The 26453-nt window shown below is 61.7% G+C and carries 19 protein-coding genes; 7 read left to right on the top strand and 12 right to left on the bottom strand.

From position 1 onward, the window contains the following. Positions 1-129: 129 nt before the first annotated feature. From leuD to JF539_RS23100, 3 genes are all read right to left on the bottom strand, one after another. Positions 130-735 carry a 3-isopropylmalate dehydratase small subunit gene (gene leuD / locus JF539_RS23110; RefSeq protein WP_207143112.1) on the bottom strand — a complete coding sequence of 202 codons (606 nt, stop codon included), beginning with the start codon at positions 733-735 and terminating at the stop codon, positions 130-132. 36 nt (positions 736-771) lie between these two features. Further along, positions 772-1722, bottom strand: a complete 951-nt coding sequence (argC, locus tag JF539_RS23105) for an N-acetyl-gamma-glutamyl-phosphate reductase (RefSeq protein WP_207143111.1) — start codon at positions 1720-1722, stop codon at positions 772-774. Positions 1723-1805: 83 nt separating this feature from the next. Next, a complete protein-coding gene (locus JF539_RS23100; protein ID WP_207143110.1) occupies positions 1806-2372 on the bottom strand; it encodes a peroxidase-related enzyme in 567 nt (188 codons plus the stop codon). 95 nt (positions 2373-2467) lie between these two features. Between JF539_RS23100 and JF539_RS23095 the strand changes: the two genes are divergently transcribed. Further along, on the top strand, positions 2468-7279 hold the full coding sequence (locus JF539_RS23095; protein ID WP_207143109.1) for an NAD-glutamate dehydrogenase: 4812 nt from the start codon (positions 2468-2470) through the stop codon (positions 7277-7279). A gap of 96 nt (positions 7280-7375) precedes the next feature. Beyond that, positions 7376-8749, top strand: coding sequence for an MFS transporter (locus JF539_RS23090; protein ID WP_207143108.1), 1374 nt, complete (start codon positions 7376-7378; stop codon positions 8747-8749). 27 nt (positions 8750-8776) lie between these two features. Here the strand turns inward: JF539_RS23090 and purH are convergent, their stop codons facing one another. Both purH and JF539_RS23080 read right to left on the bottom strand, forming a co-directional pair. Continuing rightward, a complete protein-coding gene (gene purH / locus JF539_RS23085) occupies positions 8777-10393 on the bottom strand; it encodes a bifunctional phosphoribosylaminoimidazolecarboxamide formyltransferase/IMP cyclohydrolase (protein ID WP_207143107.1) in 1617 nt (538 codons plus the stop codon). Between the two features lie 157 nt (positions 10394-10550). Next, positions 10551-11072 (bottom strand): gamma-glutamylcyclotransferase, encoded by a 522-nt coding sequence (locus tag JF539_RS23080; protein WP_207143106.1) that lies wholly within the window; start codon positions 11070-11072, stop codon positions 10551-10553. 109 nt (positions 11073-11181) lie between these two features. Between JF539_RS23080 and JF539_RS23075 the strand changes: the two genes are divergently transcribed. Then, on the top strand, positions 11182-12231 hold the full coding sequence (locus tag JF539_RS23075; protein WP_207143105.1) for a DUF2125 domain-containing protein: 1050 nt from the start codon (positions 11182-11184) through the stop codon (positions 12229-12231). A gap of 204 nt (positions 12232-12435) precedes the next feature. Here the strand turns inward: JF539_RS23075 and JF539_RS23070 are convergent, their stop codons facing one another. Then, positions 12436-12897: a GNAT family N-acetyltransferase gene (locus JF539_RS23070; protein ID WP_207143104.1), complete on the bottom strand. Its 462-nt coding sequence runs from the start codon at positions 12895-12897 to the stop codon at positions 12436-12438. Between the two features lie 151 nt (positions 12898-13048). On the opposite strand from JF539_RS23070, the gene JF539_RS23065 reads away from it, so the two are divergent. The 3 genes from JF539_RS23065 (at position 13049) to JF539_RS23055 (ending at position 15149) form a co-directional block, all read left to right on the top strand. Beyond that, positions 13049-13954: a DMT family transporter gene (locus JF539_RS23065; protein WP_207143103.1), complete on the top strand. Its 906-nt coding sequence runs from the start codon at positions 13049-13051 to the stop codon at positions 13952-13954. A gap of 88 nt (positions 13955-14042) precedes the next feature. Continuing rightward, positions 14043-14930 carry an HpcH/HpaI aldolase/citrate lyase family protein gene (locus JF539_RS23060; protein ID WP_207143102.1) on the top strand — a complete coding sequence of 296 codons (888 nt, stop codon included), beginning with the start codon at positions 14043-14045 and terminating at the stop codon, positions 14928-14930. A gap of 12 nt (positions 14931-14942) precedes the next feature. After that, complete coding sequence (locus JF539_RS23055; RefSeq protein ID WP_207143101.1) at positions 14943-15149, top strand: DUF1737 domain-containing protein; 207 nt, start codon at positions 14943-14945, stop codon at positions 15147-15149. 30 nt (positions 15150-15179) lie between these two features. Here the strand turns inward: JF539_RS23055 and JF539_RS23050 are convergent, their stop codons facing one another. Then, entirely contained in the window at positions 15180-16856 is a 1677-nt protein-coding gene (locus tag JF539_RS23050) for an alpha/beta hydrolase-fold protein (protein WP_207143100.1), read from the bottom strand. 129 nt (positions 16857-16985) lie between these two features. Further along, complete coding sequence (locus JF539_RS23045) at positions 16986-19139, bottom strand: TonB-dependent siderophore receptor (RefSeq protein WP_207143099.1); 2154 nt, start codon at positions 19137-19139, stop codon at positions 16986-16988. A 340-nt stretch (positions 19140-19479) separates the two neighbouring features. On the opposite strand from JF539_RS23045, the gene JF539_RS23040 reads away from it, so the two are divergent. Continuing rightward, the gene (locus JF539_RS23040; protein WP_207143098.1) at positions 19480-20232 is read left to right on the top strand and encodes a helix-turn-helix domain-containing protein; all 753 of its coding nucleotides are present in this window, start codon (positions 19480-19482) and stop codon (positions 20230-20232) included. A 25-nt stretch (positions 20233-20257) separates the two neighbouring features. Here JF539_RS23040 and JF539_RS23035 read toward each other — a convergent pair whose 3' ends face one another. The 4 genes from JF539_RS23035 to JF539_RS23020 all read right to left on the bottom strand — a co-directional run bounded on the left by JF539_RS23035 (position 20258) and on the right by JF539_RS23020 (position 26392). Then, on the bottom strand, positions 20258-21229 hold the full coding sequence (locus tag JF539_RS23035; RefSeq protein WP_207143097.1) for an ATP-dependent carboxylate-amine ligase: 972 nt from the start codon (positions 21227-21229) through the stop codon (positions 20258-20260). Between the two features lie 455 nt (positions 21230-21684). Continuing rightward, on the bottom strand, positions 21685-22332 hold the full coding sequence (locus JF539_RS23030) for an outer-membrane lipoprotein carrier protein LolA (RefSeq protein WP_207143096.1): 648 nt from the start codon (positions 22330-22332) through the stop codon (positions 21685-21687). An 83-nt stretch (positions 22333-22415) separates the two neighbouring features. Next, the gene (locus JF539_RS23025; RefSeq protein WP_207143095.1) at positions 22416-25172 is read right to left on the bottom strand and encodes an FtsK/SpoIIIE family DNA translocase; all 2757 of its coding nucleotides are present in this window, start codon (positions 25170-25172) and stop codon (positions 22416-22418) included. Next, positions 25169-26392, bottom strand: coding sequence for an aminotransferase class I/II-fold pyridoxal phosphate-dependent enzyme (locus JF539_RS23020; RefSeq protein ID WP_207143094.1), 1224 nt, complete (start codon positions 26390-26392; stop codon positions 25169-25171). The genes JF539_RS23025 and JF539_RS23020 overlap by 4 nt, the downstream gene beginning before the upstream one ends. Positions 26393-26453: the final 61 nt, after the last annotated feature.

Below are 26453 nucleotides of genomic sequence, written 5' to 3'. Positions count from 1 at the left end.
AAGCGGCAAGGCCGGGACCCAGTACCCCGTGTCGCAAGCGACCGGAAAATACAATTAAAACGAAAGATTACTGGATCCCTGCCTTCGCAGGGATGACAAAGGCGGCACTATCGGACCCGCGAAAACCGTTTATACCCAGGGGCGGCTCTCGCTCATCTTGCCCTCGAAGGTGTCGATCTGCTCGTTCTTGGCCATGGTCAGGCCGATGTCGTCGAGGCCTTCGATCAGGCATTGCTTGCGGAACGGATCGATCTCGAAGACGATCTCGCCGTCTTCCAGGCCCTCGATCTTCTGGTTTTCGAGGTCGACGGTCAGGGTGAAGTTGGAACCGCGTTCGGCGGCGCTGAGCAGGGTTTCCAGTTCCTCCTCGGACACCTTGATCGGCAGGATGCCGTTCTTGAAGCAGTTGTTGTAGAAAATGTCGGCGAAGGACGTCGAAATAACGCAGCGAATGCCGAAATCCTGCAAGGCCCAGGGGGCGTGTTCGCGCGACGAACCGCAGCCGAAGTTATCGCCGGCGATCAGGATCTTCGCGTTCCGGTAGGCCGGTTTGTTCAACACGAAATCCGCGTTTTCCGACCCGTCGTCATTGGTGCGCATTTCGTGAAACAGGGCAGAACCGAGCCCGGTCCGCTTGATGGTCTTCAGGAACTGCTTCGGAATGATCATGTCCGTATCGATGTTCACGATCGGCATGGGCGCCGCGACACCGGTCAGTGTGGTGAATTTATCCATTTTTCTCTCCCGAAAGATTTGCTCCGGCCGGTCACCTCAAGCCGTAAGGCTTGTGGTCTGATCGACACCGAGCATCAGATTGAGGTTTTGGACTGCGGCGCCGGATGCACCCTTGCCCAGATTGTCGTAGATCGCGAGGATCGCGGCTTGCGCGCGCGCATCGTTGGCGAAAACGTGAAGACGCAGACGGTTGGTCTCGTTCAGCACCTGCGGATCGAGACTGTCGGACCGCTTGAGACCTTCAAGCGGCGCGACCTCCACGAATCCCCCGGAAACGGAGGCATAGTGGTCCGCGAGCGCGGCATGTATCTCGCTTCCGGCCGGCACCCTGGCGAGACCGGACAGGTTGAGAGGCACCACCGTCAGCATGCCCTTGTAGAAATTTCCGACCGAAGGCGTGAACAGCGGCGCCTTGTCGATCAGAGCGTATTCCGTCATTTCCGGCAAGTGCTTGTGATTGAAGCCAAGCGCGTAGGGCGCGAACATATTGGCGCCGTTGCCATGGCTTTCGTAGTCGGCGATCATGCTCTTGCCGCCGCCGGAGTAACCGGAAATTCCGTGAAAATTCAGCGCGAAGTCCGCCGGCAGAAGATCCGCGGCGACAAGCGGACGCACGGCCGCGATCAGGCCTTGCGGCCAGCAGCCCGGATTGGTGACGCGCATGGAGGCCGCGATGATGTCGCCCTGGTCCGTGTTCATTTCGGCGAAACCGTAGTCCCAGCCTTCCGCGACCCGGTGGGCGCTGGAGGCGTCGATCACCCGCGTCGTGTCGTTTTCGATCAGCGCCACGCTTTCCTTCGCCGCCGCGTCGGGTAGGCACAGGATGGCGATGTCGGCGGCGTTCAGATACTCGGCCCGCGCTCCCGGGTCTTTCCGGCTTTCCTCCGGAATGGAGATCAGCTCCAGGTCGGCACGCATGGCAAGGCGCTCGCGGATCTGCAGACCCGTCGTCCCGGCTTCACCATCGATGAACACGCGCGCCACCATTGCCCGCTCCTCTCCTCAACAAAATCGACAGCGTCATACACCCAAACGTTCGGCTTGTCACCGCCGCGACAAGCCGAGTGATTTCAACGCGCCCTTGAGTGATACTCATCATTCGGGCGCATGTCGGTCGCCGCCGCGACCCGGTTGGACATGTTGAAGAAGGCCGCAACCGAGGCGATGTCCCAGATATCGCGGTCCGAAAAGCCGGCATCGCGCAAGGCCTGCCGGTCGCTTTCCAGGATCTCCGCGGGCCGTTCGGTCAGTTTGACGGAAAAGTCCAGCATCGCGCGACGGCGTTCGTCGAGATCGGCGACCCTGTAGTTCATCACCATCAGTTCGCCGAGCGCCGGATCTCCGGAAAGCTCCCTGACGGCAGCGCCATGTGCCGTCAGACAGTAAAAACAGTGATTGACGGACGAAACCGCTACGGCAATCATCTCTCTTTCAAGCTTCGAGAGCCCGCTCTCGCCAAGCATGAGATCGTTATACATGTCCGTGAAGGCACGCAGCTTCACCTCATCGAAGGCATAGGCTTTGAGCACATTCGGCACCAGACCCAGCTTTTCCTCGCACAGATCGAAATAGGCCTGTGTCTTGTCGCCGAGATTTTCGCCGCTTTCCAGATCCAGGGCTGTGACTTTGCTTGACAATTTATTCCTCCCGTCATGAAAATTTTTATGTTTCCGCAATAAACAACACTATCACGCGACTGAGCCACAACAGAAGATCGCTTAAGGGGATGAAAATGCCGGACAAACACGACGTCGAGAAACGCAAACTCATCGACGCGGTCCACGCAGACCTGGTACAGAAAGATCCCGCGGTCGCTGACTTCGCCCGCGCTTTCTACGAGTGGAGCGCCTCCGAGGATATCGTCACCTACACGACCGAAGAGTTGATCGGCTTCGCCCGGGATGCCTGGCAGGATTTTCAGAACCATGAGCTTGGAACGCACCGGGTCTCCATAGCCGAGCCCACGTTCAAGGCGGACGGCCACAAGGCTGGAGGCCTGACCGTCATTGAGATCGTCAATGACAACATGCCGTTCCTCGTCGAGTCGGTGATGGACGAACTGCAGGAGAGCAAGCTCGACGTGCATCTTGTCCTGCACCCGATCTTCATCGTCGAGCGGGACGAACAGGGCAATCTCCTTTCCGCGGCGGCCCGCAAGAAACAGGCGAAGCGCTCGGACAGGCAGGAAAGCCTGATCCACATTCACATCACCCGCATCGATACCGAGGACGCCCGCGAGGATCTCAAGGCGCGTCTCGACACGATTTTGAACTCCGTTCGTCAGGTGGTGAACGATTTCAAGCCGATGCAGGAGCGCCTGGGCGAAGCGATCGACATCTACAAGACCACGCAGATCGCCGGCAGCAGCGACGAACTCTGGGAAGCCATCCACTTCCTGGAATGGATGGAAAAGGACAATTTCATCTTCCTCGGCATGCGCGAATACAAGTTCGACGGCGGGGTTGAGGAGGGCGAGTTGCGGCCCCATGAGGGCACCGGCCTCGGCCTGCTCACCGACCCGGACGTCCGGGTGCTCAGGCGCGGCACCGAATTTGTCCAGATCACGCCGGAAATCCGGGAGTTCCTGAAGAAACCGGAACCGCTGATCATTGCCAAGGCCAACGTCAAGAGCATCGTGCACCGCCGGGTCCACATGGATTATGTCGGCGCCAAGCTTTACGATGACGACGGCAACATGGTGGGCGAATTGCGGATTGTCGGCCTGTTCGCCTCCACCGCCTATACCGAGCCGACAAGCACGATCCCGTTCCTGCGCCGCAAGGTCTCCAGCGTTCTGGCTCGCGCAGGTTACGGCTCCGAAAGCCATTCCGGCCGCGCCCTGAAAAACGTGCTCGAGGCCTTCCCCCGGGACGAGCTGTTCCAGATTGACCATGAACGGCTCTATGACTACGCCATCGCGATCCTTCAACTGGACGAGCGCCCGCGCATCCGTGTTCTGTCCCGTTTGGACAAGTTCGACCGATACGTCTCCATTCTCGTCTTCATTCCGCGGGACCGGTACACGACCGAGGTGCGGCTCAATGTGGGCACCTATCTGGCCTCCATTTATGAAGGCCGGGTCTCCGCATGGTACGTCACCTATCTGGAAGGTCCGCTGGCGCGCGTCCATTACATCATCGGGCGGGACAAGGGCGAAACGCCGAAAACGGAGCAGGAGGAACTGGAAGCGGCCGTGGCGGACATGGTCCGGACCTGGGCCGACAGTGTCCGCGACGCCCTGCAGAACAAATTTCCGCCCGCCGAAGCCCGCCTGCTGGCCGACCGCTACGCCCTGTCGTTCCACGGGGGTTACAAGGAAGTCTACAACGCCCAGTCCGCGCTGTTCGACATCGTCAAGCTGGAGACCCTCAACAATCTCCAGGACACGACCATCACCTTCCATCGCCCCCAGGACTCCAGAAAGGATCGCCTGTCTCTGAAGGTCTATCACAGCGGTTCGCCGATCCCTCTTTCGGCACGCGTGCCCTTGCTGGAAAACATGGGCTTCCGGGTCATCAACGAGCGGACCTACCGGGTCACGCCCGCCGACCGCCCGCTTGCCTATCTTCATGAAATGACCCTGGAAGCCCGTGCCGGCGAGGATCTGGAGTTCACCGACGAATTGCAGACCCGTCTGGAGAGCATGTTCATGGCGGTCTGGGCTGAACAGGCGGAGGACGACGGCTACAACCGCCTTGTCCTGACGGCAGACCTTGCCTGGCGCGATGTCGCGGTCATCCGGGCGCTCTCGAAATACCTGCGCCAGGCCGGAATCCGCTTTTCCGAAGACTACATGTGGTCGACCCTGAACAACTATCCCGCCATCACCGCGAAGCTGGTCGAACTGTTTCACCTGCGCTTCAACCCGGATGTCACGGACAAGGACCGGGATCTCGGCACCGAACGGCTGGAGAGCGAACTCATTGCCGATCTGGAGGACGTCTCCAGTCTCGACGACGACCGCATCCTGCGCCGGTTTCAAAACGTCATCGAATCGATCCTTCGCACCAACTTCTACCAGCTCGACAAAAACGGCCAACCGGTCCGGACCTTCGCCTTCAAGATCGACAGCCGCCAGATCGACGATCTGCCGCAGCCCCGTCCGTTCAGGGAAATCTCGGTCTACAGCCCGAGGGTCGAAGGCGTTCATCTGCGTTTCGGCCTGGTGGCGCGCGGCGGCCTGCGCTGGTCCGACCGGCCCCAGGACTTCCGCACCGAGGTGCTCGGCCTCGTCAAGGCGCAACAGGTCAAGAACGCGGTGATCGTGCCGGTCGGCGCGAAGGGCGGCTTCGTTCCCAAGAAACTTCCGCCGATGAGCGACCGCGAGGCCTGGTTCAAGGAAGGCACGGAAAGCTACAAGGTCTTCATCAACGCACTGCTTGACGTGACCGACAACCTCGATGAGGACACGGTTGTGCCGCCGGACCGGGTCAAGCGGTACGACGGCGACGATCCCTATCTCGTCGTCGCCGCCGACAAGGGGACGGCCACCTTCTCCGACACCGCCAACGGCATTTCCGAAGGCCGCCGTTTCTGGCTTGGCGACGCCTTCGCCTCGGGCGGGTCGGCCGGCTACGATCACAAGAAGATGGGCATCACCGCCCGCGGCGCCTGGGAAGCGGTCAAGCGCCACTTCCGTGAAATGAACCGGGACATCCAGAGCGAACCGTTTACAGCCGCCGGCGTCGGCGACATGTCCGGCGACGTGTTCGGCAACGGCATGCTCCTGTCCAAGACCACGCGGCTTGTGGCCGCCTTCGACCACCGCGATATCTTCATCGATCCGGACCCGGATCCCGCCGTTACATGGGACGAGCGCAAGCGGCTGTTCGACATGGGGCGGTCTTCCTGGAAGGACTACAACGCCGAACTGATCTCCAAGGGCGGCGGGATCTACTCCCGGCAGCTCAAATCGATTCCGCTCTCTCCGGAGATCCAGGCGCTCCTGGGACTCGAGCGATCGAATGCCACGCCTCAGGAGGTCATGACCGCGATCTTGAAGATGAACGTCGACCTGCTCTGGTTCGGCGGGATCGGCACCTATATCCGCGCCTCCAACGAGACCGACGCGGACGCCGGCGACCGCGCAAACGATCCGATCAGGATCACCGCGGCAAATGTCGGCGCCAAGGTGGTTGGCGAAGGCGCGAACCTCGGCCTCACTCAGCTGGCCCGGATCGAGTTCAACAAGAACGGCGGCCGCTGCAACTCCGATGCGATCGACAATTCCGCCGGCGTGAATTCCTCCGACATGGAGGTCAACATCAAGATCGCGCTTGGCGCGGCCGTAAAGGCCGGAAAACTGACGATCGAACAGCGCAACGAACTGCTTGCGGCGATGACGGACGAGGTTGCCGATCTGGTCCTGAGAAACAACTACCTCCAGACGCTGGCGATCTCCATGACCCAGCTGCAGGGCCTCGAGGATTTCGGTTTCCAGGTGCGCATGATGCGTCAGCTCGAACAGGCGGACCTTCTCGACCGGACAGTCGAACAGCTCCCCGACGAGGCCACGCTCGACGAGATGCGCAAGGCCGGACAGCATCTGACCCGCGCCGAACTCGGTGTTCTGCTGGCCTATGCCAAGATCCCGCTCTTCGACGATATTCTGGAAAGCTCCGTTCCGGACGACGACTATCTGGCGCGCGAGTTGTTCCGGTATTTCCCGGATCAGATGGCGGAAACCTACCACGACGAGATCAAGGGGCATCGGCTGCGCCGCGAGATCATCGCCACCATGCTGGCCAATTCCATGGTCAACCGGGGCGGACCGACCTTCGTCATCCGCCTGAAGGATCAGACCGGAGCGACGACCACGGAGATCGCTCAAGGCTTCGTCGCCGTCAGAAACAGCTTCGATCTGACCGAACTCAACACCGAAATCGACGAGCTGGACACCAAGATCGACGGCACCTTGCAGCTTGAGCTCTACTCGGAAGTGCAGTCGTTGCTCGTGGAACGGGTCATCTGGTTCAAACGCAATGTCTCCTTCGACAATGGGCTTTCGGCGGTTGTTGAACGGTTCCGCACCGGCGTCGCAAGCCTGCGGGGCCGGCTGGAAACCCTTCTTCCGGAAGAACCTGCCGCGGAACTGAACAAAAGGGCAGAAGCCTATGTCGCCCAGGGCGTCCCGGAAGCGCTTGCGAAACGGCTTGCCGGGCTCATCGCCGAGCAGGCCATTCCGGACATCGTCATTGTTTCGGAGGTCACGGGCGCGGACCTGGAGACGGCGGCAAAGGCTTATTACGAGGTCGCCCATTATTTCCAGATCGGCCGGATGCACGAACTCGCCAACGATCTGGTGGTGAACGAGTATTACGACGGACTTGCGCTCGACAGGGCCCGCGCGACGCTGTTCTCCGCCCATCGCGCCCTCGCGATCGACGCCATCGGGGCCGGCAGTTTCACGACCTGGCTCGGCGAACATCAGACCGAAGTCGACAACAGGTGGCGTACGGTCACCGAGATTTTCGACGGCGGCATAACCGTCTCCAAGTTTTCCGTCGCCGCCGGTCTGCTCGGGGAAATTTGCGTCACCAACTGACCCCGCATCCATGGTAGAACCGCAAAAGGGCCGGCGGTCGCGCTGTCGGCCCTTTTCCGTTTTCCGCGTTGGGATTGACAGCGAGGCTCATTGACGATGACTCATCCGACCGACCGGCGGGCCGTGCTCTCCTGGGCTCTCTTCGATTGGGCGGCACAACCCTTTTTCACGCTGATCACCACCTTTGTCTTTGCACCTTACTTCGCCTCCAGGCTGGCCCCGACGCCGGAAATCGGACAGGCTTACTGGGGATACGCGACAGCCGCCGCGGGACTTGGCATCGCGCTGCTCGCGCCTGTGCTCGGATCGGTGACCGATGCGACCGGCCGGCGGAAGCGGTGGATTTTCGTGTTCTCCATCCCTTTCGCAATCTGTTGCTGGGTGCTTTGGTACGCGGCCCCCGGCAACCCGGACGGTGTCGCCATCGCCCTGATTGCCTTCGCGGTGGGAACGCTCTCAATTGAAATCGCGACCGTTTTCAACAACGCCATGATGCCCGATCTGGTACCGCCCGAACGGGTCGGGCGCCTGTCCAGTTTCGGTTGGGCCATGGGCTACGCCAGCGGCCTGGTCACGCTGGTGATCGCCCTGGGCTTTTTCGCCGCCGATCCGGAGACGGGCAAGACGCTGCTTGGCTTTAAACCCGCGCTGGGACTCGACGCCGCCACACTGGAAGGGGACCGGGCCGTCGGACCGTTCTCCGTCCTTTGGTATGTCGTTTTCGTACTGCCGCTGTTTCTGTTTGTTCCCGACAGTCCGGGCAAGGCCAAACTCGCTCCCGCGATCCGCAAGGGCCTGAAGGATCTGGGTGAAAGCCTGTCTCAGGCGCGGGCGAACCGGAATATCTTCCGGTTCCTGCTCGCCAACATGATTTTCAAGGACGGACTGGTGGCCCTGTTCGCCTTCGGCGGAATTTATTCCGCGGGGCAGCTCGGCTGGAGTTCGATCGAAATCGGAACTTTCGGCATCATCCTCACGATCACCGGCACGCTCGGCCTGATCGTCGGCGGCCCCATGGACGACCGTTTCGGCGCCAAGCCGGTGATTGTCTTCGCGCTCGTGATTCTGATGATTTGCGGACTGGGGATGATTTCCATCGACAGGACCACGGTGTTTTTCGTGATCGAAACGAAACCCGCGCCGGCCGGCGCCCTGTTCGCCTCTCTGCCGGAACAGGTCTTCATTGCCCTTGGCGCCGTCATAGGGGCCGTGTCAGGACCTCTGCAGGCTTCCTGCCGCAGTCTTCTGATCCGCCTGGCGCCCCGAGACCGCACGGCGCAGTATTTCGGATTACTGGCGCTTTCGGGCAAGGTCACCAGCTTCATGGCCCCCCTTGCCGTCGGTGTCGTGACCGCGCTTTTCAACAGCCAGCCGGCCGGAATGTCGGTCATACTGGTGTTCTTCGCCGCCGGGCTTTTTCTGCTCCTGGCCGTCGACGAAAAACGCGCCGGTTGGACACCGGCGCGTTGATTTTTCAGTTCTTGCACGATGATCCGATCAGTGCCGGAAATGCCGCATTCCGGTCATCACCATGGCCAGACCCGCCTCGTCCGCGGCCGCGATGACTTCATCGTCACGCATGGAGCCACCCGGCTGAATGACCGCCGTCGCACCGGCTTCCGCGGCAGAGAGGAGACCGTCGGCGAAGGGGAAGAAGGCATCGGACGCCACAACGCAGCCCTTCGTGAGCGGCTCGCTCAATCCGGCCGCTTCCGTGGCATCAAGCGCCTTGCGGGCGGCGATCCGGGCCGAATCCACCCGGCTCATCTGACCGGCGCCGACACCGACGGTCGCCCCGTCCCGGGCATAAACGATGGCGTTCGATTTCACATGCTTGGCGACCCGGAAGGCGAATTTCAGATCGGCCAGTTCCTGTTCGCTCGGCGCGCGTTTGGTCACCACTTTCAGATCCAGGTCGTCGACGACGCCGTTGTCCCGCGACTGAACCAGCAGCCCGCCGGCGACGGACTTGACGAACAGGCCCTTGGCGCGCGCATCGGCGAGCCCGCCGGTAACGAGCAGGCGCAGGTTCTTCTTCGCGGCGATGATTTCGCGTGCCTCTTCGTCCGCGTCCGGCGCGATGATAACCTCGGTGAAAATCTTGACGATCTCTTCCGCCGCCGCCGCATCCAGCACCTTGTTCAGGGCGACGATGCCGCCGAAGGCCGAAACCGGATCGCAGCGCAGGGCCTTCTCGTAGGCATCCTTCAGGGTTGCGCCTTCCGCGACGCCACAGGGATTGGCGTGTTTGATGATGGCGACCGCGCTCGTGCGCCCGGGATCGAATTCGCTGACCAGCTCGAACGCCGCGTCCGTGTCGTTGATATTGTTGTAGGAAAGCGTCTTGCCCTGCAGCTGGCGCGCGGTCGCGACGCCCGGACGTTTCTCGCCGGTCTTGTAGAAACCGGCGGTCTGATGCGGGTTCTCGCCGTAGCGCATGACTTCCGCGAGTGCGCCGCCGACGGCCCGGTGGGCCGGGGTGGCCTCGTCGAGTTGATCCGCCATCCAGTTGGAAACGGCCGCGTCATAGGCGGCGGTGCGCGCGAACGCCTTCAGTGCAAGCTTCTTGCGCAGGGCAAGCGGCGACCGGCCGCCATTGGCGTCGAGTTCGGAAATCACCGTGTCATAGTCCGCGGGGTCGGTGACGACCGTGACATAGGCATGGTTCTTGGCCGCCGCGCGGGTCATGGCCGGCCCGCCGATATCGATATTCTCGATCCCCGTCGCGTAATCGGCACCCGAAGCGACCACGTCCTCGAACGGGTAGAGATTGCCGCAGAAGAGATCGATGCCGGTTATCCCGTGCGAACTCATGGCCGCCTGATGGTCCGCGTCGTCCCGGATGGCCAGCAGGCCGCCATGCACCATCGGGTGAAGCGTCTTCACCCGGCCGTCCATGATCTCCGGAAACCCGGTGACCTCGGAAATATCCAGAACAGGCAACCCGGCGTCCTTCAAGGCCTTGTAGGACCCGCCGGTGGAGACCAGCTCCACGCCACGCTCCGAAAGCGCCTTTGCGAACGCGACAAGTCCGTTCTTGTCGAAGACCGAAAGAAGCGCGCGTTTGACGGGAACGAATTCGGGAACGGGTACGGCTTTGGACACAATGGCCATGACTTTGCCTCGCGATTTGGGGCTGAAGTGAAACTTTGCCGTCGCCCTATCACGTCTTCAGCCAAATCGGAAGGCGTCAGCATTCCGTAGGCTCCCCAGGAAAGCGGAGCGAGGCCGGGTAGGCGACGCCGCACCCGTTCCCGGATAATCGGCCCTGTCAGAGATCCTTCAGGCGCGCCGCCAGCCAGGCCAGATTGGTGTCCGGAATGCCCATTTCTTCCAGATGGTCCGCCGTGTTGATGATGTACTCGGGGTTGGCGCCCGACTTTCCGATGGCGCCGGTCACAATATCGAGCTGTTTTTCAAGCGGGAGCGCGCCCGCGTATTGCGGATGGCTGTGATCGACCATGTAGACGAGGGCCTCGACCTTGTCGCCGCCGTCGAGTTCGATGTGATGCCAATGTTCCTTGTAGACCATGGTGGCCTGCTCGCGCGCGCGCAGGTAGTCGAGCGTTTGCGGCCAGATCTCCTCGGCGACCTGGTAGGCGATCCCCCGGCAAGCGCCGCCATTGTCCAGCCCGAAGACGAGACCCGGGCGTTCCTGCGTGCCGCGATGGACCCAGGAGTAGACACAGAGCGACCGGTGCGCGCCCCGTAAAAAGGCCTGTTCCGCCCGCAGATGGTCAAATCCGGGGTTCCACATCAACGAGCCGTAGCCAAACACCCAAAAATTGCTCATATCGTCCTTTAGGAATTTCGCCAAGTCCAGGCAGCGGAGATATCAATCTCCGCGAACCGATTCAATGCCGCCGATCCATGGCGGATTTCAAATAACGAGTACCGAAGCCGTGTCAGAAACCGAAGCCAAACCGCAAAAACGCTCCAACCGACGTTATATTCTCCTTTTGAGCGCCGTTGTGATCGTCGTCGCGGGCTGGTCGGGAGCCTGGTTCTACGGCCGCTCGGTTCTGGCCGATCAGCTTGACCTGCAAATGGGGCGCATGGCGCGAAACGGCCTGACGCTCGCCTGTAGCGGCCTTGAAATCGGCGGATATCCGTTCCGTTACGAAGTCGCCTGCGAAGAAATGCGCTCCGAGGACCGAAGGGGAACGCAAGGGTCACTCGGTGCGCTGAACGCGGTCGCGCTGGTTTACAATCCCTGGCATGTGATTTTCGAAGCCCGGTCTCCGGCGGCCGTCAGCGTGCCGCTCAGCGGCTTGAGCGGCGACCTGACCTGGGACACGGCCCGGGCAAGCATGAAATTTTCCCAGGCCTCTCTCGGGGCGATGGACGCGGTCGTCCGGAACCCGGAAGCCACCTTTGAGAACCCGCTCCTGGGCGGTCTGATATCCGCGGACAAGGCGGAGTTTCATCTCCGTCAGATGCCGGACCGGCCCGGTGCGCTGGAAGGCTACCTGTCCCTCGACGCCCTCGCGCTGCAGTCGGTTCCGGAGCTTCGCGACACGCTCGACATCAAGAGCCAGGCCCGGATCGCCGGTGGCGCCGCTCTTGTCGCCGGTGCGGACCTCGCCACCGTGGTTAAGGCAAATGACGGAACCCTTCCGGTCGAACTGGTTCTGTTCCAGGTCATGCTGGACCAGAGCCGCGTCGCGGCGCGCGGTGACCTCGTCGTCAACGGCGATGGCACACTCTCGGGCAAGCTGGATCTGGCCATCGGCAACGCAACCGCGCTGCTCAAGACACTGAAACCCCTGCTGCCGCCGCAGGATTCCACCGTCAGCGTCCTGGAAGGAATCGTGAAGAGCCTGGAACCCGCCGCCAGAGAGGTCGACGGCCTTCCCACGATCGACCTGACCGTGGCAATCGACAACGGCGTTGTCCGGATCGGATTCCTGCCGGTCCTGCGGATACCACCGCTGTTTCAGGCGGGGACATGAGGATTTTTCTGAGGTCACAGACCGTCTTCATTGCCTGACGCTCAGGATCTCTGATGTGTCGTCCCGGTTTGTCGCGCGAGCGTCAAGACCGGGACCCAGTAAGCCCTGCGTCAATCAGGTCCGCGAGTGACCTGTGTTGACTGGGTCCCTGGCTTCGCAGGGACGGCAAGTCGGGCGAAAGTCTCCTGCGGCCCGGCAGCCGCCTCAGTCTCCGGCGATGCGATCGATCGGGATGACGTAGCTCTTGCGGTGATCCGGCTCCGCGATCTTCTCATAAAGGGCGACCGCGGGCGCGTTCTTGCCCGGAACGATCCAGCGCAGATGCAGCCAGCCGCGGCTTTGACCCTCGACCACCAGCGTTTCGATCATCTTGCGGCCGATCCCCTGATTCCGGTGATCCGGATGGACGTAAATGTCGTCAAGCTGACCGATTCTGAGACCGGTGATCAGCTCCGGCAGGTCGAAAAAGACGGCAAAGCCGATCAGTTTCGTGTCCTGGAAAGCCCCGAGAACCTGTGCGGTGATGTCGCCCAGAATACGCTCGGCGTAATATTCGTCGGGCCGCCGCGGCGCGCCGCGTTTGAGCGCCTGAGCGTTTTCCGCGATGAGCGGAGCAAGCTGATGGGCATCGTCCGGCCCAAGGGTCCTGATTTCCGTTGTCGTCATGAAGTCCCCGGAAGTGACACGAGTTAAGCGAGGCACACCATTCCCGAAACCGTCCCGAGGATCAAGGACCTGAATCAAATTCACTTCGGGTCTTTTACCGGTTCGCGTTTCATGCCATGAGCGGACGCTTGACCGGATATGGGAACGAACAATGGCGACAACGTCGAAACTCAAGGCAACAGGCATAGGACTGAGCGCCGTTTTGATGTGGGCAACGCTCGGACTTTTCGGCGCGGGTTCCGGAGACGTTCCGCCCTTCCTGCTCAATGCGCTGTGTTTCGGGACCTCCGGTTTTCTCGCGTTGATCTGGCTTGCCGTCTCCGGAAAGCTCGCCCTGCTGCGCCAACCGCTCAAGGTCTGGGCGTTCGGCACCTTCGGCCTGTTCGGCTTTCACTTTTTCTATTTCACCGCCATCCGCAATGCACCGCCGGTCGAAGCCAATCTGATCAACTACACCTGGCCGCTTCTGATCGTCCTGTTTTCCGCTTTCCTGCCTGGCGAACACTTGCGGCTTCATCACATCGCGGGAACGGTTCTGGGTCTCGCCGGTGCGGCACTGCTGATTTCAGGCGGTGAAGGGGTGGACTTCTCCGGCGCCAACGCGCTGGGATATGCCGCAGCCGTGACCTCCTCCCTGTTCTGGTCGAGTTATTCGGTTCTGTCGCGCCGGCTCGGCGCCGTGCCGACGGAGGCGGTCGCCGGGTTCTGCCTGATGACGGCGCTTCTGTCCGCGCTGTGCCATGTTTTTCTGGAAGAAACCGTGTGGCCGGCCGGAACCGTGGAATGGGCCTCCCTCCTGGCACTCGCGCTCTTTCCCGTGGGTCTCGCCTTCTTCACCTGGGACATCGGGGTGAAACGCGGCGACATTCAGGTTCTGGGCGCGGCCGCCTATTCCGCGCCGCTTCTGTCCACGCTGCTGCTGATCGCCTTCGGTTTCGGCGCGCTGACGCTTGCCGTCGGCATTGCCTGCCTGGCGATCACGCTAGGCGCGGTAATCGCGGCCAAGGACATGCTGTTTAAAGGCAAATCCGCCGAAAACCCGCAGAAAACGGTCTGAGGCCGTCTTCCCCCTTCGGCGCATTTCCCTTGCCGGTCCGATCCACTAGGGTACCGCCAAATCCATTCAGGCATCACAGGATCAGCACATGACCTTACCGATCAGACCCCGCCGCTCCGCGCTCTACATGCCGGGTTCCAACGCCCGCGCCCTGGAAAAGGCCAGGACGCTGGATGTCGATTGTCTGCTGCTCGACCTGGAGGATGCGGTCGCGCCCGAAGTCAAGGATCTTGCCCGCAACCAGATCGTCGACGCCGTGACGGCGGGCGGCTACGGCAACCGCGAAGTGGTGATCCGGATCAACGGCCTGGAAACGCCGTGGGGCGAGGATGATCTGAGAGCGGCCATCAAGGCCGCACCGGATGCCATCCTGGTGCCCAAGGTGAATTCACCGGCGGACTTGCAGCGGATCGCCCACATGTTGTCGGTCTACGGAGCGCCGAAAAACCTGTCGCTCTGGGCGATGATGGAAACGCCTCAGGCGATGCTGAACGCGGGCGCCATCGGCGCCTGCGGCAAGGACGCCAACGTGCGTCTCACCTGCTTTGTCATGGGCACCAACGATCTTGCCAAGGAAACGCGCGCGCGCCTGTCCCCGGGTCGCGTCGCCATGACGCCCTGGCTGATGACCTGTGTCGCGGCGGCGCGCGCGGGCGGCATCGATATTCTGGACGGGGTCTATAACGCGTTCCAGGACGAAGAGGGCTTTGCCGCCGAATGCGCGCAGGGCGTCGAGATGGGCATGGACGGCAAAACGCTGATCCATCCGAAACAGATCGAACCCTGCCATGCGGCCTTCAGTCCCTCGGAGGAGGAAATCGCCTGGGCCCGCAAGATCAACGAGACTTTCGACCAGCCGGAAAATGCCGGCAAGGGCGCGATCCAGGTGGATGGCAAGATGGTCGAGCGGCTCCACGCGGAGATGGGAAAACGGGTCATCGCCATTGCCGACGCCATCGCGGCGCGCGCATCCTAGGAACAAGACATCATGAAACTTTACCGCTTCATAACGGGCGTCGACGACAGCCAGTTCTGTCACCGCGTGACCCAGGCGCTCAACAAGGGTTGGGAGCTCGCCGGCTCGCCCTCCATGACCTACGACGCCACGCGTGGCGCGACCATGTGCGGTCAGGCGGTCACCAAGGAAGTCGAGGGCGAGGAGTATTCGCCCGACATGAAGCTCGGCGACTACTGACGCGAAAGACCGGCGCTGAAACGCTTCCGGTCAGTCGCCCTTGTTGCCGAACAGGCCTATCAACCCATCGCTCAGGGCGCCGCGCCAGTAGATGTATCCGTGCGAGGCGGCGTATTCGCGCAGGGTAACGTCATAGCCCTTCGCTTCCAGAACGGTGCGCAAATGGCGATTGGTGGTCAGAATGCCGCCATAGCCTTCCCGCGAGACCTCGAACAGCCCGGCCGTCAGGAACAGCCGGACGGGCTGACGGTCCATAGAAGAAACCTGACGGGCGGTGAACTCCTGGTCGCGTTCAGGCGTTCCCCTGGGGTGCCACCAGAACGAGCCGGACAGGGAGAGCGCGTTGCCGAAGGTCTCGGGATAAGCCAGGGCAAGGCGCACCGCCGCCAGTCCGCCGAAGCTCGACCCGGCGATGACGGTGCGCGCGGCCGGGGCCGCCGTTCCCAGCTTTTCCTGAGCCAATGGAACGATCTCTTCGGCGACAACGCGCGCAAAGTCCGCGCTGCCCGGCAATTCGGCGGAACGGGCGCGCATATCCGGGTTGGAGATGAAGACCGCGGCCACCTGCGGTAAAACGCCCGCCGCCTGCATCCGGTCGAGAATGCCCGGCCCGTCGACGTCGGTCCGGTAAGCCGTTCCGTCCAGCATTACCAGAAGGATGGCTTCATCGTCTTGCGGATCGAAATCCACCGGACGGTAAAGTGAAACCGTTCGGCTGTTGCCCAGCGCCTCGCTCTTGAAGGGAAAGCTTTCCACCGTTCCCCCGGGGCCGTTTTCCAGGCTTTCGACCGCGTAAGGCTGAGCGGGCGCCTCGGGCAGTTCCAAAAGAGATTTTTGCCGCCACGGATCGACGGCCTCCTCCGGCCAGGGATGTCTGTTGAGCGGGTCGGCCTGGGCGGTCGCAAGAATGGCGACCCTGTTTTCATAAGCCGTGCCCGGAACCTCGGGGATATCCGCCGCCAGACGATAGGCCAGACGCGTTGACGCCGGCAGCTCGTAGGAGCGGTACCAGACATCGCTGTCGGCGAGCCGGTACATGAAGTCGTGATCGGCAGACGGGGACCCGAAGATACGCACGTTGTGTTTCGCGCCCCGGTAAAGAAACGTCACCAGAGCCTTCCCGTCGCGTCCTTCCTCCAGCATGGGCGTTCCGCTTTTTTCGATTTCGCTCCAGAAACTGTCGATGGCCTGCGGCGTCTCCAGCTTCGCCGCGAGCGCCTTGAGACGCGGACTGATCAGCGGGTCGCTTGTCGCCTTCCCGTCACGCCAGGCTCCGGGCGGCACGATCTTTTCGATGTGAAGCGCCTGAGACGGCGTGCCGGTGTCCGAAGCCGTGATCCTGATACGGTCGCCCCGACCCTCGACGATGAGATTGAAGGCACGCCGTTCGTCATCGGCTTCGAACAGGCGTCGCAAAAACGTGCCCTCGGAAGAAATCAGATCGATGGTCGGATCTTCCGGTCCTTTGCCAAGCCTGGCGAAAAGATAGGTTCCGGGCGCGAGATCCAGCACCAGATCGGCCGGATCGCCGCTCTTCTTGATCTCTGCCTGCCAGTCGAACTCCGTCATGCCCCGCACAAGCGTTTGGGCGGCGCCACTCGCGGATTCGGCCTGCGCCGGTATTGACGTAAACATCAGCGTAGAGACCAGGACGGCACGAAGAACGTCCCGGGCTCCAACATCGAAGAATTTCCTGCCATCGGTCATGCGATCTGGCCCTGTGGTGGTTCAAAAGGTCGAAAACAGACGTCGCGCTGGTACCGGTCGAGGCCTTGCGCAACGGGCAGAAGCCGCCTTCCAGGAAGAAAGGCGGCTTCGTCCGGATATCGCGCCGGTCTACCAGGTGTATTTCAACTTGGCGGTGACCGTCCGGCCCTGTCCGTTCCAGCAGGCAGCGGAACTGGCGCAGGCCGAGACATAGCGGCGGTCGAGAATATTGGTCCCGTTGACCTGCAGGCTGACCCCGTCGAAGCGGTTGGAAACGGCACCGAAGTCGTAGCTGGCCATCGCGTCCAGCAAGGTGGCGGATTTGACGGTGAGGGTATTGGTGGTATCCAGGCTTTCGCCGATATAGCGTACACCCAGTCCGAGCCCGAGGCCGTCCAGCCTGCCATCCAGAAATTCGTACTTGCCCCAGAGCGACGCCGTAACATCCGGCACCATGTCGGGGACGAGCCCGACGTTCGCCGGGTCTTCATCCTTGGTGATCTCGGCGTCCACATAACCCAGGGCGCCGATCAGGGCGAGGTTTTCCGTCAGCTGGGCCCGGGCCTCCACCTCGAAGCCGCGGCTGCGGATTTCGCCGGTCTGGAGGATTGTCGTGCCGCCGTCCGGAGAGGACTGAACGTTCTGCTGATGGATCTGATAGAGCGAGGCGATGACCTGAATGTTTCCATCGGCGGTCGCGTATTTCACCCCGGCTTCCACCTGCTGCGCGGTGGTCGGTTCCAGTGGCTCGTTGTTGTGGTCGAGTTCCAGGCTCGGTTCAAACGAGGTCGAGTAACTCACATACGGCGAAATACCGTTGTTGAAATTGTAGATCGCACCGGCCCGCCCGGAGAAGGCGCTGTCGAAGTAGGAGAAATCCGTTCCCGTCTCGTTGTCGATCTCCGCCTGCGCCCAATCGTAGCGGCCGCCGAGGCTGATGTTCAGGTTGCCGAATTCGATCTGGTCCTGTGCGTAAAGGCCGATCTGGGAGGCATCGGTGACATAGTTGGAGCGGACCGTCCAGTTGGGCGTGTAGGCGGGATAGGTCGGGTTGGTCCAGTCCGGAATGTTCGGCGCGTTGGCATCGATCGACCAGATGTAATTCTCCGACGTGAATTTGTAGTCCAGTCCGGTCAGCAGGGTATGGCCGAGCGATCCGGTTTGAAAATCGGATTGAAGCTGGTTGTCGATCACGAACTGATGGATGTCCGTGTCGCGGCGGCTGGCCGTTCCGGTCGCCGGATTGCCGCCGTCAAAGAGAGTGTTGCCGGTGATGCGGCGGTGAAGGACCGATGAAAAGGACGTGTCGATGATGTTGTAGGCGGCGTTCTGGCGGACCTGAAACACCTCGTTGAACCGGTGCTCGAATTCGTAGCCCAACTGAAACTGGGTCACGATGCTTTGTTCGACGTCCGGGTGCGAAAAGTCGAAATCTTCCGGAATCCAGCCCGCTTGCGCCGAATAAAGCGTTCCTTCCGCCGGACGGAAGTTCCTGTATCCCGCGTCCGGCTGGTGATTATAGATCGAAAGCAGGGTCAGGGAGGTGTCCTCTGTCGGCTGCCAGCGCAGGCTCGGCGCGATTGAAACGGACTGCTCGATGTAGTCGGCGATTTCCGTATCGGAGCGTTCCGCCTTGCCGACGAACCGGTAGCTCCAGACCTTGTTCTCATCGAACGTGCCCTGAAAGTCGACACCGAGGCCGATCGCGTTGTCGATGCCGCCACCAAGCTCGACTTCGCGTTTCGTTTCGCCTGTCGGCTTCTTGGTGACGAGATTGACCAGGCCTCCCGGAGTGGCCTGTCCGTAAAGCACGGAGGACGGTCCGCGCAGGATTTCAACCCGCTCCAGCAGATAGGGATCGATACTGCCAAGCCGGTTGGTGCCGTAATCGAGGCCGTTCACATAGATCGGGACGAATTCGAAACCGCGGATGAACACCTCGTCGGTGACGGTGCTGTCGCCCCGGTACTCGGAATAGATACCGGCGGAATAGCGGAACGTTTCGGCGAGCGTTTCGGCTCCTTGATCCGCGATCTGATCCGCCGGCACGACGGTGACCGACTGGGGGATCTTCGAAAGCGGCGTGTCTGTCTTCGTTCCTGTCTGGCTCGCCTTCGCGATATATCCCTCGACCGGACCTGTCGCGCTTTCATCGTCTTCCGCGCTGACGACCACCGTTTCCAGATTGACAATCGTATCTTGAGCGTAAGCGGCGCTCATGGCGAGTGAACTTGCGGACCCCGCGAAGCAGGCAGCCGTCATCGCCGTCGTTACCCGAAACATGGTCGGACCTTCCCGTTATTCATGAGCGCCCAGTGAAAACGGCCGCGAGCGGCCGGTCACAACGCTTAAATCTTGACTTTTTCACTCATGAAATTAAAGGTCTTGTGGAGTAGTGTCTACGGATGCTTTGCAGCCGGCGCGCCAAAGGTTTTCTTGCTCGCGCCAAATAATTCAGTTGACGATGGGTCATCGCGAGACGGGTAGATCGTTGGGCGAACAGTTTTTCAAAATAGTACCTCCGCCCAGACTTATTCGTGTCCTCAGCCGCTGCTGGGAAAGCACGAGCATTGCTTCCGTCAAGTCCGGACGCGCGGCGCAAAAATTTCAGACCTTTGTTTTTTTGGAAGGCGAGCAGAGCTTCTGGCTGGGTGACGAATTCTTTCATGTGGATGCCGGATGCGGCGAAAATGCCCGGCCGAAAGTCCTGACGTACGTCCTCAACAGGGAGACCGAGATCCGCCTGTTGCGCGGCACCGACAAGCCCTTGCGCAAGATCTCAATCACGACACCGCTCACCTGGATGGAGGAATTTCAGGTCGATCCGTCCGTACGCCACGAAGAACTGGCCCGCTTTCTCTCCGGCCACCTCAATCACATGCTGTGGGAGCCGGGCCCGGACGTTCTGGCGCTTTGCCGCCAGATCGAAAACCCGCCGAAGGGATTGGAAGGAGAGATGCGCGAGCTCTACCTGTCCCTGCGCGGACTGGACATTCTCATCGCCGTTTGCCAGCGCATCTCCAGCGGCAACCCATCTTGTCTGGGGCCGGCGCTGTCGTCCAATGCCCGCATGGACCGGATTCAGGACTATCTGCTGGCGCATCTCGACGAAAGGCTCACCATCGCGCAAATCGCGCGGGAGACGGGCACCAGTGTCCGTTCCCTGCAGCGCAAGTTCCGTGACCACTTCGGCGTGTCGGTTTCCGAGTATCTGCGGCAGGCGCGGCTGATCAAGGCCCGGGACGCCTTGCTGCGCGACGGCATCACCGTCTCCCAGGCCGCCGCCGTTGCCGGCTACAACGGCATCGGCAGCTTCTCGGCGGCCTTCAAGAAGCATTTCGGCGAGTGTCCGAGCCTGTTGCGGACGAAGGTCTGAGAACAGTCTGGCTGTCGATGACGGCCTAACCGCCAAACATCGCGTCGAAGACCTTTTCGTAAATCCCTTCCACCAGCGCCGCTTCCTCCGGTCCCTGCCGGTGAAGACGGGTGAAGCCGGGCGCGGCGTTGACCTCGAGGATGAAGCCGACGGCATCCGGGCGGTCTTCCGGAAGGATCATGTCCACGGCGGCGTAGCGCAGGGAAAGGCACCGGGCCGCGTCGCGGGCGATGGCGAGGATTTCCGGGGCGGTTACGTCCGTAACGATCTCCGCCATGCCGCCGGAAGACAGGTTTGAAACAGGCAGGAGCCGGATAACCCGGTCCTTCTCCGGTATGCTTTGCCGCATCTGGCCCTGCTGGGACAGTTCGAAATCGATCCGGCCGTCGGCGGCGTCGATTGTCTCATGGGCTTCGATCAGGTTGGCCAGACTGCTCCGTCCGTCGCCGGTCACTTCCGGTGCTCTGCGCTCGAGGACGCACAGAACCTCGCCGTCGAGAACGATGACGCGCAGGTCCCTGCCCAGGATTTCCTGCTGAATCAGGATCTGGAAATTGCGCTCCGCCAGAACATGCAGGACGTTCTGGAGCGTGGACTTTGTGAGGGCTCGCATCACGCCCTTGCCCTCGCGCCCGCAATTCGGCTTCACATAGAGGGGGAAACCGGCCTCTTCGGCAAAAGCGAAAACCTCCTCCGGCGGGTATTGGCCGTTCCGGAGGGGTGAGCCTTCAGCGACGTGGAAGGCCGGTACCGGCAGACCGCTCTGTCTCAGGAAGCCAAGCGAATAGGCCTTGTCGTTGGCGATCTCCGCCGCGCCCTGGCTGTTCAGGTCGAACCGCGTGCCTTTGAAAAACCGGCGCGTGCCGTCAGGCGTTTCCACCAGGCCTGCATGTCCGTGGGAATCGGCCGCACTCAGGCACAGCCCGGTCCGGCGGCAATAGGCGTCAAGCAGCCGATAAACCAGCGAACGGGGCCGGGCGGTGTCGCTTTCGGTCATGGGTCTTAGCGGGGCCTTTGACGGAGAGTGTTCGGAAATGCAGATTTGGACAGGATAAACCGGAAGACATGAGAAGCTGGTATGAAATGTGAAACTGAAACAGTTTTACGAAGTGGAAGATGTTTATTGTTGCCGGGCTTCTCCCACCGCTGCCCGGTGCAGCGGGGACTACTTAAGCAAAGAAAATTTTCACTTATCCGTTTGTCGTCCCGGTTTGACGCGAAGCGTCAAGACCGGGATCCAGTAAAGATCTGTCTTTAATGATTTTTACTATTGTTAGCCGCACGGAGTACTGGATCCCGGTCTTGGCTTACGCCAAACCGGGACGACAAGTCGAAGCGGATCGTTTCATAGCCGAAAAAGGAAAATGGAAAACCTTTCGCAAAGCCCCGTTCACTCGAAACCCTTGCGATTGGCTGAAGTAACGGGGCAATCCTGCAAAAACGCTTACCGTATCAATTCTTGTCCTGCTGCGCGGCGGCCAGGTAATCGATCTTGAAGAGCTCCGGATTGGTCGGACCGTTGGAGACGACATTGTAGACGGCGACGGATGTATCGTAGCCCTGCTGGTCGGTCACGGTCCATTGCTTGAGCGCGTAGTCCTCGGAATCGAAGATCAGCGTCAGCGTGCCGGAGTTGAACTTGGTCTTGTCGAGAATGGTGATCGTGACGAGATCGTCCTCGACCAGCACGTTGGTTACGTTTGTATCCTTGCGCAGGTCGATCTCGTCGGAGAGCAGGAACCGGAGCGGCGTCTGGCCGAGCGGCCACAGATCCTGGGTGTTCAGCTTGCGGTCGCGCACGGACACCATCTTGCCGTCGGCGACGATATCGAGGACGGACGGCTTGTTGTAATAGAAGCGCACCTTGCCCGGCCGGGCCATATAGAACTTGCCGTCGGACTGGCTACCGTCCGGACCGAACTGGATGAAGTCGCCATGCATGGTCTTGACGGAGTTGAAGTAGGAATTCAGGTCCTTCAGCGTCTTCTGCTCCTGGTCCGACAGAGCTTGGGCGGGAAGCAGGGTGGAAACAACCAGAGCCGCGGCCGCGGCCGATTGCGCCAGGGTCCCGATCAGACGGTGAGCAAAGCGTTTCATCATGAGGCAATGTCCTAAATGGTTTTCGCCGGAACTCGCAGCCACGACCTAGGGTCAGTGTGTGGCAAAGCTTTGGCGTTTGGCAACTAAAAGTCCTCTTCGACGCCGTTTTGCACGAGAATCTCGCGCTTTCCGGCGTGGTTCGCCGCGCTGATCAATCCTTCCTGCTCCATGCGCTCGATCAGCGATGCGGCCCGGTTGTAGCCGATCGACAAACGGCGCTGGACATAGGAGGTGGACGCCTTCTTGTCGCGCAGCACGATGGCGACCGCCTTGTCATATAGATCGTTGCCGTCGTCGCCGCCTGCAAGACCCCCGCCGCCGTCGTAGGGGCTGTCGCCCTCGTCTTCCTCTTCCGTGACGGCTTCCAGATATTGCGGCGTGCCCTGAACCTTCAGGTGCTTGACAATGTCCTCGACCTCGTCGTCGGAGACGAACGGCCCGTGCACGCGCTGGATACGGCCGCCACCGGCCATGTAGAGCATGTCGCCCATGCCGAGAAGCTGCTCGGCGCCCATCTCGCCCAGGATGGTGCGGCTGTCGATCTTCGACGTCACCTGGAAGGAGATACGGGTCGGGAAGTTGGCCTTGATCGTACCGGTGATGACGTCCACCGACGGGCGCTGCGTCGCCATGATCAGGTGGATGCCGGCCGCACGCGCCATCTGGGCGAGACGCTGGATCGCGCCCTCGATGTCCTTGCCCGCGACCATCATCAGGTCGGCCATCTCGTCGACGATGACGACGATATAGGGCATTGCCTCGAGCGGCAGATCCTCGTCCTCGTAGATCGGCTGGCCGGTGTCCCGGTCGAATCCGGTCTGCACCGTGCGGGTGAAGGTCTCGCCCTTTTCCAGCGCCTGCTTGATGCGGGTGTTGTAACCGTCGATGTTCCTGACGCCCATCTTGGACATCTTCTTGTACCGGTCCTCCATCTCGCGAACCGTCCATTTCAAGGCGACCACGGCCTTTTTCGGATCGGTCACCACGGGCGTCAGAAGATGGGGAATGCCGTCATAGATGGACAGTTCCAGCATTTTCGGGTCGATCATGATCAGCTTGCACTGCTCCGGCGTCAGCCGGTAGAGGATCGACAGGATCATGGTGTTGATGGACACCGACTTGCCGGACCCCGTGGTCCCGGCAACGAGCAGGTGCGGCATGCGCGCCAGATCGGCAACGACGCTTTCGCCGTTGATGGTCTTGCCGAGCGCCAGCGCCAGCTTGGCCTTGGATTTCTCGAAATCCTGGGCCGCCAGAAGCTCCCGGAGATAGACGGTTTCACGCCGGGCGTTCGGCAGTTCGATGCCGATTGCGTTCTTGCCGGGAATGACGGCGACACGGGCGGAAATGGCGCTCATGGAGCGGGCGATGTCGTCGGCCAGACCGATCACGCGCGAGGACTTGATGCCCGGCGCGGGTTCCAGCTCGTAGAGCGTGACGACGGGACCGGGGCGGACTTCGATGATCTCGCCGCGCACGCCGAAATCCTCCAGGACGCCTTCCAGGATACGGGCATTCTGTTCCAAGGCGTCGGCGGAAAGCCCGGGCACCTTGCCGCCCGTCTTGGGTTCGGCCAGAAGGCGCAGCGGCGGCAGTTCGTATTCCTCGGGTGCGCCGAGGAAGGAGGGCTGGGCTTCGTCGATTGCCCGTTTGCTCTGTTTTGGCCGGGGCGCGGGCGGAATCACCCGCCCGGCCTGCGGTGCTTGCGCCGGTGCCATGGACCCTGCCGGGCCCGTTGGCGCGGCGGGTGGCGCGGCGATGCCGATCGGCACCGCGGGGCGGCCTTCGACCGGTCCCTTGTCGATCAGCAGTTCGTCGGGAGCGAAACTTTCCCCCTCGTCCGCGTAACCCTCTTCCAGATAGGGATCCTCGTCCGGATCGTCGTCGCGGCCGCGCTCGTAGAATTCGTCCAGCCCGTCGTCGTCTTCCGGCATCAGGCGGCCGGCAAGGGCGCGCCGGAAGGCCTTCAGGCGGTTGCCCTGCCGACTGTCTTCAGGCTCGTAGCCCGCTTCCGGATCGTCTTCTTCCCAGTATTCCTCCTCGCGAGGTTGCGAGCGTTTCAAACCTGCGACACGCCGGACCTGGGCAAGCGCCAGCAGGCCCCAGTGTTCCAACTGGCCGACAAAGGCGCTCATGACCAGACCGAGGCGGGAGTCGTCTTCATCCAGGCCGAGATCCTCCTCGATCGACCGGCCATGGCCTTTCGGCTGCGCCGCCGGTTCGATCCGCTCCATCTCGCGGTCTCTGACGCGGATCCAGCCGGCGGCCTTCAAAAGGCACAGGACGGCCGGCACACCGAGACCGAGACCGCCGACGATCGTGGCCGCTCCGCTGGTCATGTTTGCGGTGATCGCCGCCGGCACCCGGTGAACCATGTCGCCGAAAAACCCGCCGAGCCCGGTCGGCAGCGGCCAGCTTTCCGGCACCGGCAGGGCTGCAAGCGCACCGGCCGCAAGACTTGAGCCCGCCAACCAGTAGAGAAGCCGCTTTTTGCCGATGCCAAGCGCGTGGCCGGCCAGAAGCCGCCAGCCCCACAGGACTAGAGGAATCAGAATGACGGCGGTCGCAAGGCCTATTGTCTGCATCAGCACGTCGGCGACAATGGCGCCGGGTGCGCCGAGCGCGTTGCGGACCTGACCTTCGGTCGCATGATTGAGACTTGGGTCCGAGACCGACCATGTGGCGAGCGCTGCGGCGAGCATCGCGGCCACCGCGATGACACCGAGCCCTGCGGCGCCTGTCAGATTGCGCCTCAAAAAGCGTTTGACCGGGCTTTCCGTGTCCAGAAGATCGACGGAGGAGCGGCGGCCGTTGCCGCGGATTGCAGTGGCCCGTCTCATGCGTTTTCTCCCAACCAGTTCGCCAGCCGTCCCAGGGCGGTTTCGCATTGGTCAAACGGGGCGACCAGTCCGATCCGGATGAAATGCCGGCCCGGATTGCTGCCGTCGGACTGATCCGAGGCAAGGAAGCTTCCTGGCAGAACCTTCACGCCGATATCGCCCCAAAGTTTCCGGGTGACCGTCACGCCGTCGCCCCACTTCTCGACGTTCAGCCAGAGAAAGAAACCGGCCTCGGGCGTCACCGGACCGAGGATCGGACCAAGGTGGCGTTCGGCGGCTTCGAATTTTGCGTTGTAGAGGCGCCGGTTCTCGATCACATGGGCCTCGTCGCCATAGGCCCGGACGGCAACGGCCTGGGCCGGCAGAGGAACCTGCGGGGCGGCGAGCCCGCGGAACCTGACCCATTTCCTGAGGAACTCCGGATCGCCGGCGGCAAAGCCGCAGCGCAGACCCGCCAGGTTGGAGCGCTTCGACAGCGAGTTCAAAACAATGATATTGGAAAACCCCGTTCCCATGGCGTGCGCCGCTTCCAGAATGCCGGGTGGCGGGGCGTCGCGGTAGATTTCCGAATAGCACTCGTCGGCGAAAATGAAGAACCGGTGCTTGCGGGCCAGCCCGATTAGGCGTTGCCAGTAGGCAATATCGGCGACATAGCCTTCCGGGTTGGTCGGCGAGGCAACGTAAAAGGCGACGGTGCGCTCCAAAAGGTCTGGATCGAGACCGTCCAGATCGGGCAGAAAATGATTTCCCTCGACCGCGTCCAGGAGAACGGCTTCGGCGTCGGCCACATGGGCCGCGGCCGCATAGGTCTGGTAGAAGGGGTTCGGCAGGATCACGACCGGGTGGTCGAGGCCCTTGTCCAGCTGGTCGCGCGCGGCAATCGCTCCGAAGGACAGGCCTTCGCGCGATCCGTTCAGCGGCAGGACGCCGTTTTCCCGGTCGATGGCGCCGCCGAGATTGTAGCGACGGTCCAGCCAGTCGGCGATAGCCTCGCGGAAAGCAGGCGTGCCGGCAATCGGCGGATAGCGGCGGAAATCGGCCATGTTCTCCGCAAGAACATCCGCCGTGAAGTCGGGAAAGGCATGCTGCGGCTCGCCGATGGTCATGACGATCGGCTCGAGACCGGGGGTCTCGCCGTCAAGAAGGTCGGCAAGGCGTTGAAAGGGATTGGAGCCCGGCAGTGAAGCGCCGCGCCGATAGGCTTGTTTACTGGCAGTCATCGATGATCCGGCAGTGGTTACGCAAAACTTGCCACCGACCCTATCGCCCACATGGTAAAGC

It is taken from the genome of Roseibium aggregatum, assembly GCF_017309185.1.
Lineage (GTDB): Bacteria > Pseudomonadota > Alphaproteobacteria > Rhizobiales > Stappiaceae > Roseibium > Roseibium aggregatum_B.
The sequence above is the reverse complement of the archived record's forward strand: the minus strand, read 5'-3'. Positions and strand labels throughout refer to the sequence as shown.

Bases quoted from the DNA above. Each gene is read 5' to 3' on its own strand.
- JF539_RS23030 (WP_207143096.1), bottom strand. From the start codon at position 22,332: ATGATGAAACGCTTTGCTCACCGTCTGATCGGGACCCTGGCGCAATCG.
- JF539_RS23020 (WP_207143094.1), bottom strand. From the start codon at position 26,392: ATGACTGCCAGTAAACAAGCCTATCGGCGCGGCGCTTCACTGCCGGGC.
- JF539_RS23060 (WP_207143102.1), top strand. From the start codon at position 14,043: ATGACCTTACCGATCAGACCCCGCCGCTCCGCGCTCTACATGCCGGGT.
- JF539_RS23045 (WP_207143099.1), bottom strand. From the start codon at position 19,139: ATGTTTCGGGTAACGACGGCGATGACGGCTGCCTGCTTCGCGGGGTCC.
- JF539_RS23090 (WP_207143108.1), top strand. From the start codon at position 7,376: ATGACTCATCCGACCGACCGGCGGGCCGTGCTCTCCTGGGCTCTCTTC.
- JF539_RS23025 (WP_207143095.1), bottom strand. From the start codon at position 25,172: ATGAGACGGGCCACTGCAATCCGCGGCAACGGCCGCCGCTCCTCCGTC.
- JF539_RS23055 (WP_207143101.1), top strand. From the start codon at position 14,943: ATGAAACTTTACCGCTTCATAACGGGCGTCGACGACAGCCAGTTCTGT.
- argC (WP_207143111.1), bottom strand. From the start codon at position 1,722: ATGGTGGCGCGCGTGTTCATCGATGGTGAAGCCGGGACGACGGGTCTG.
- JF539_RS23080 (WP_207143106.1), bottom strand. From the start codon at position 11,072: ATGAGCAATTTTTGGGTGTTTGGCTACGGCTCGTTGATGTGGAACCCC.
- purH (WP_207143107.1), bottom strand. From the start codon at position 10,393: ATGGCCATTGTGTCCAAAGCCGTACCCGTTCCCGAATTCGTTCCCGTC.
- JF539_RS23065 (WP_207143103.1), top strand. From the start codon at position 13,049: ATGGCGACAACGTCGAAACTCAAGGCAACAGGCATAGGACTGAGCGCC.
- JF539_RS23070 (WP_207143104.1), bottom strand. From the start codon at position 12,897: ATGACGACAACGGAAATCAGGACCCTTGGGCCGGACGATGCCCATCAG.
- JF539_RS23050 (WP_207143100.1), bottom strand. From the start codon at position 16,856: ATGACCGATGGCAGGAAATTCTTCGATGTTGGAGCCCGGGACGTTCTT.
- leuD (WP_207143112.1), bottom strand. From the start codon at position 735: ATGGATAAATTCACCACACTGACCGGTGTCGCGGCGCCCATGCCGATC.
- JF539_RS23035 (WP_207143097.1), bottom strand. From the start codon at position 21,229: ATGACCGAAAGCGACACCGCCCGGCCCCGTTCGCTGGTTTATCGGCTG.
- JF539_RS23095 (WP_207143109.1), top strand. From the start codon at position 2,468: ATGCCGGACAAACACGACGTCGAGAAACGCAAACTCATCGACGCGGTC.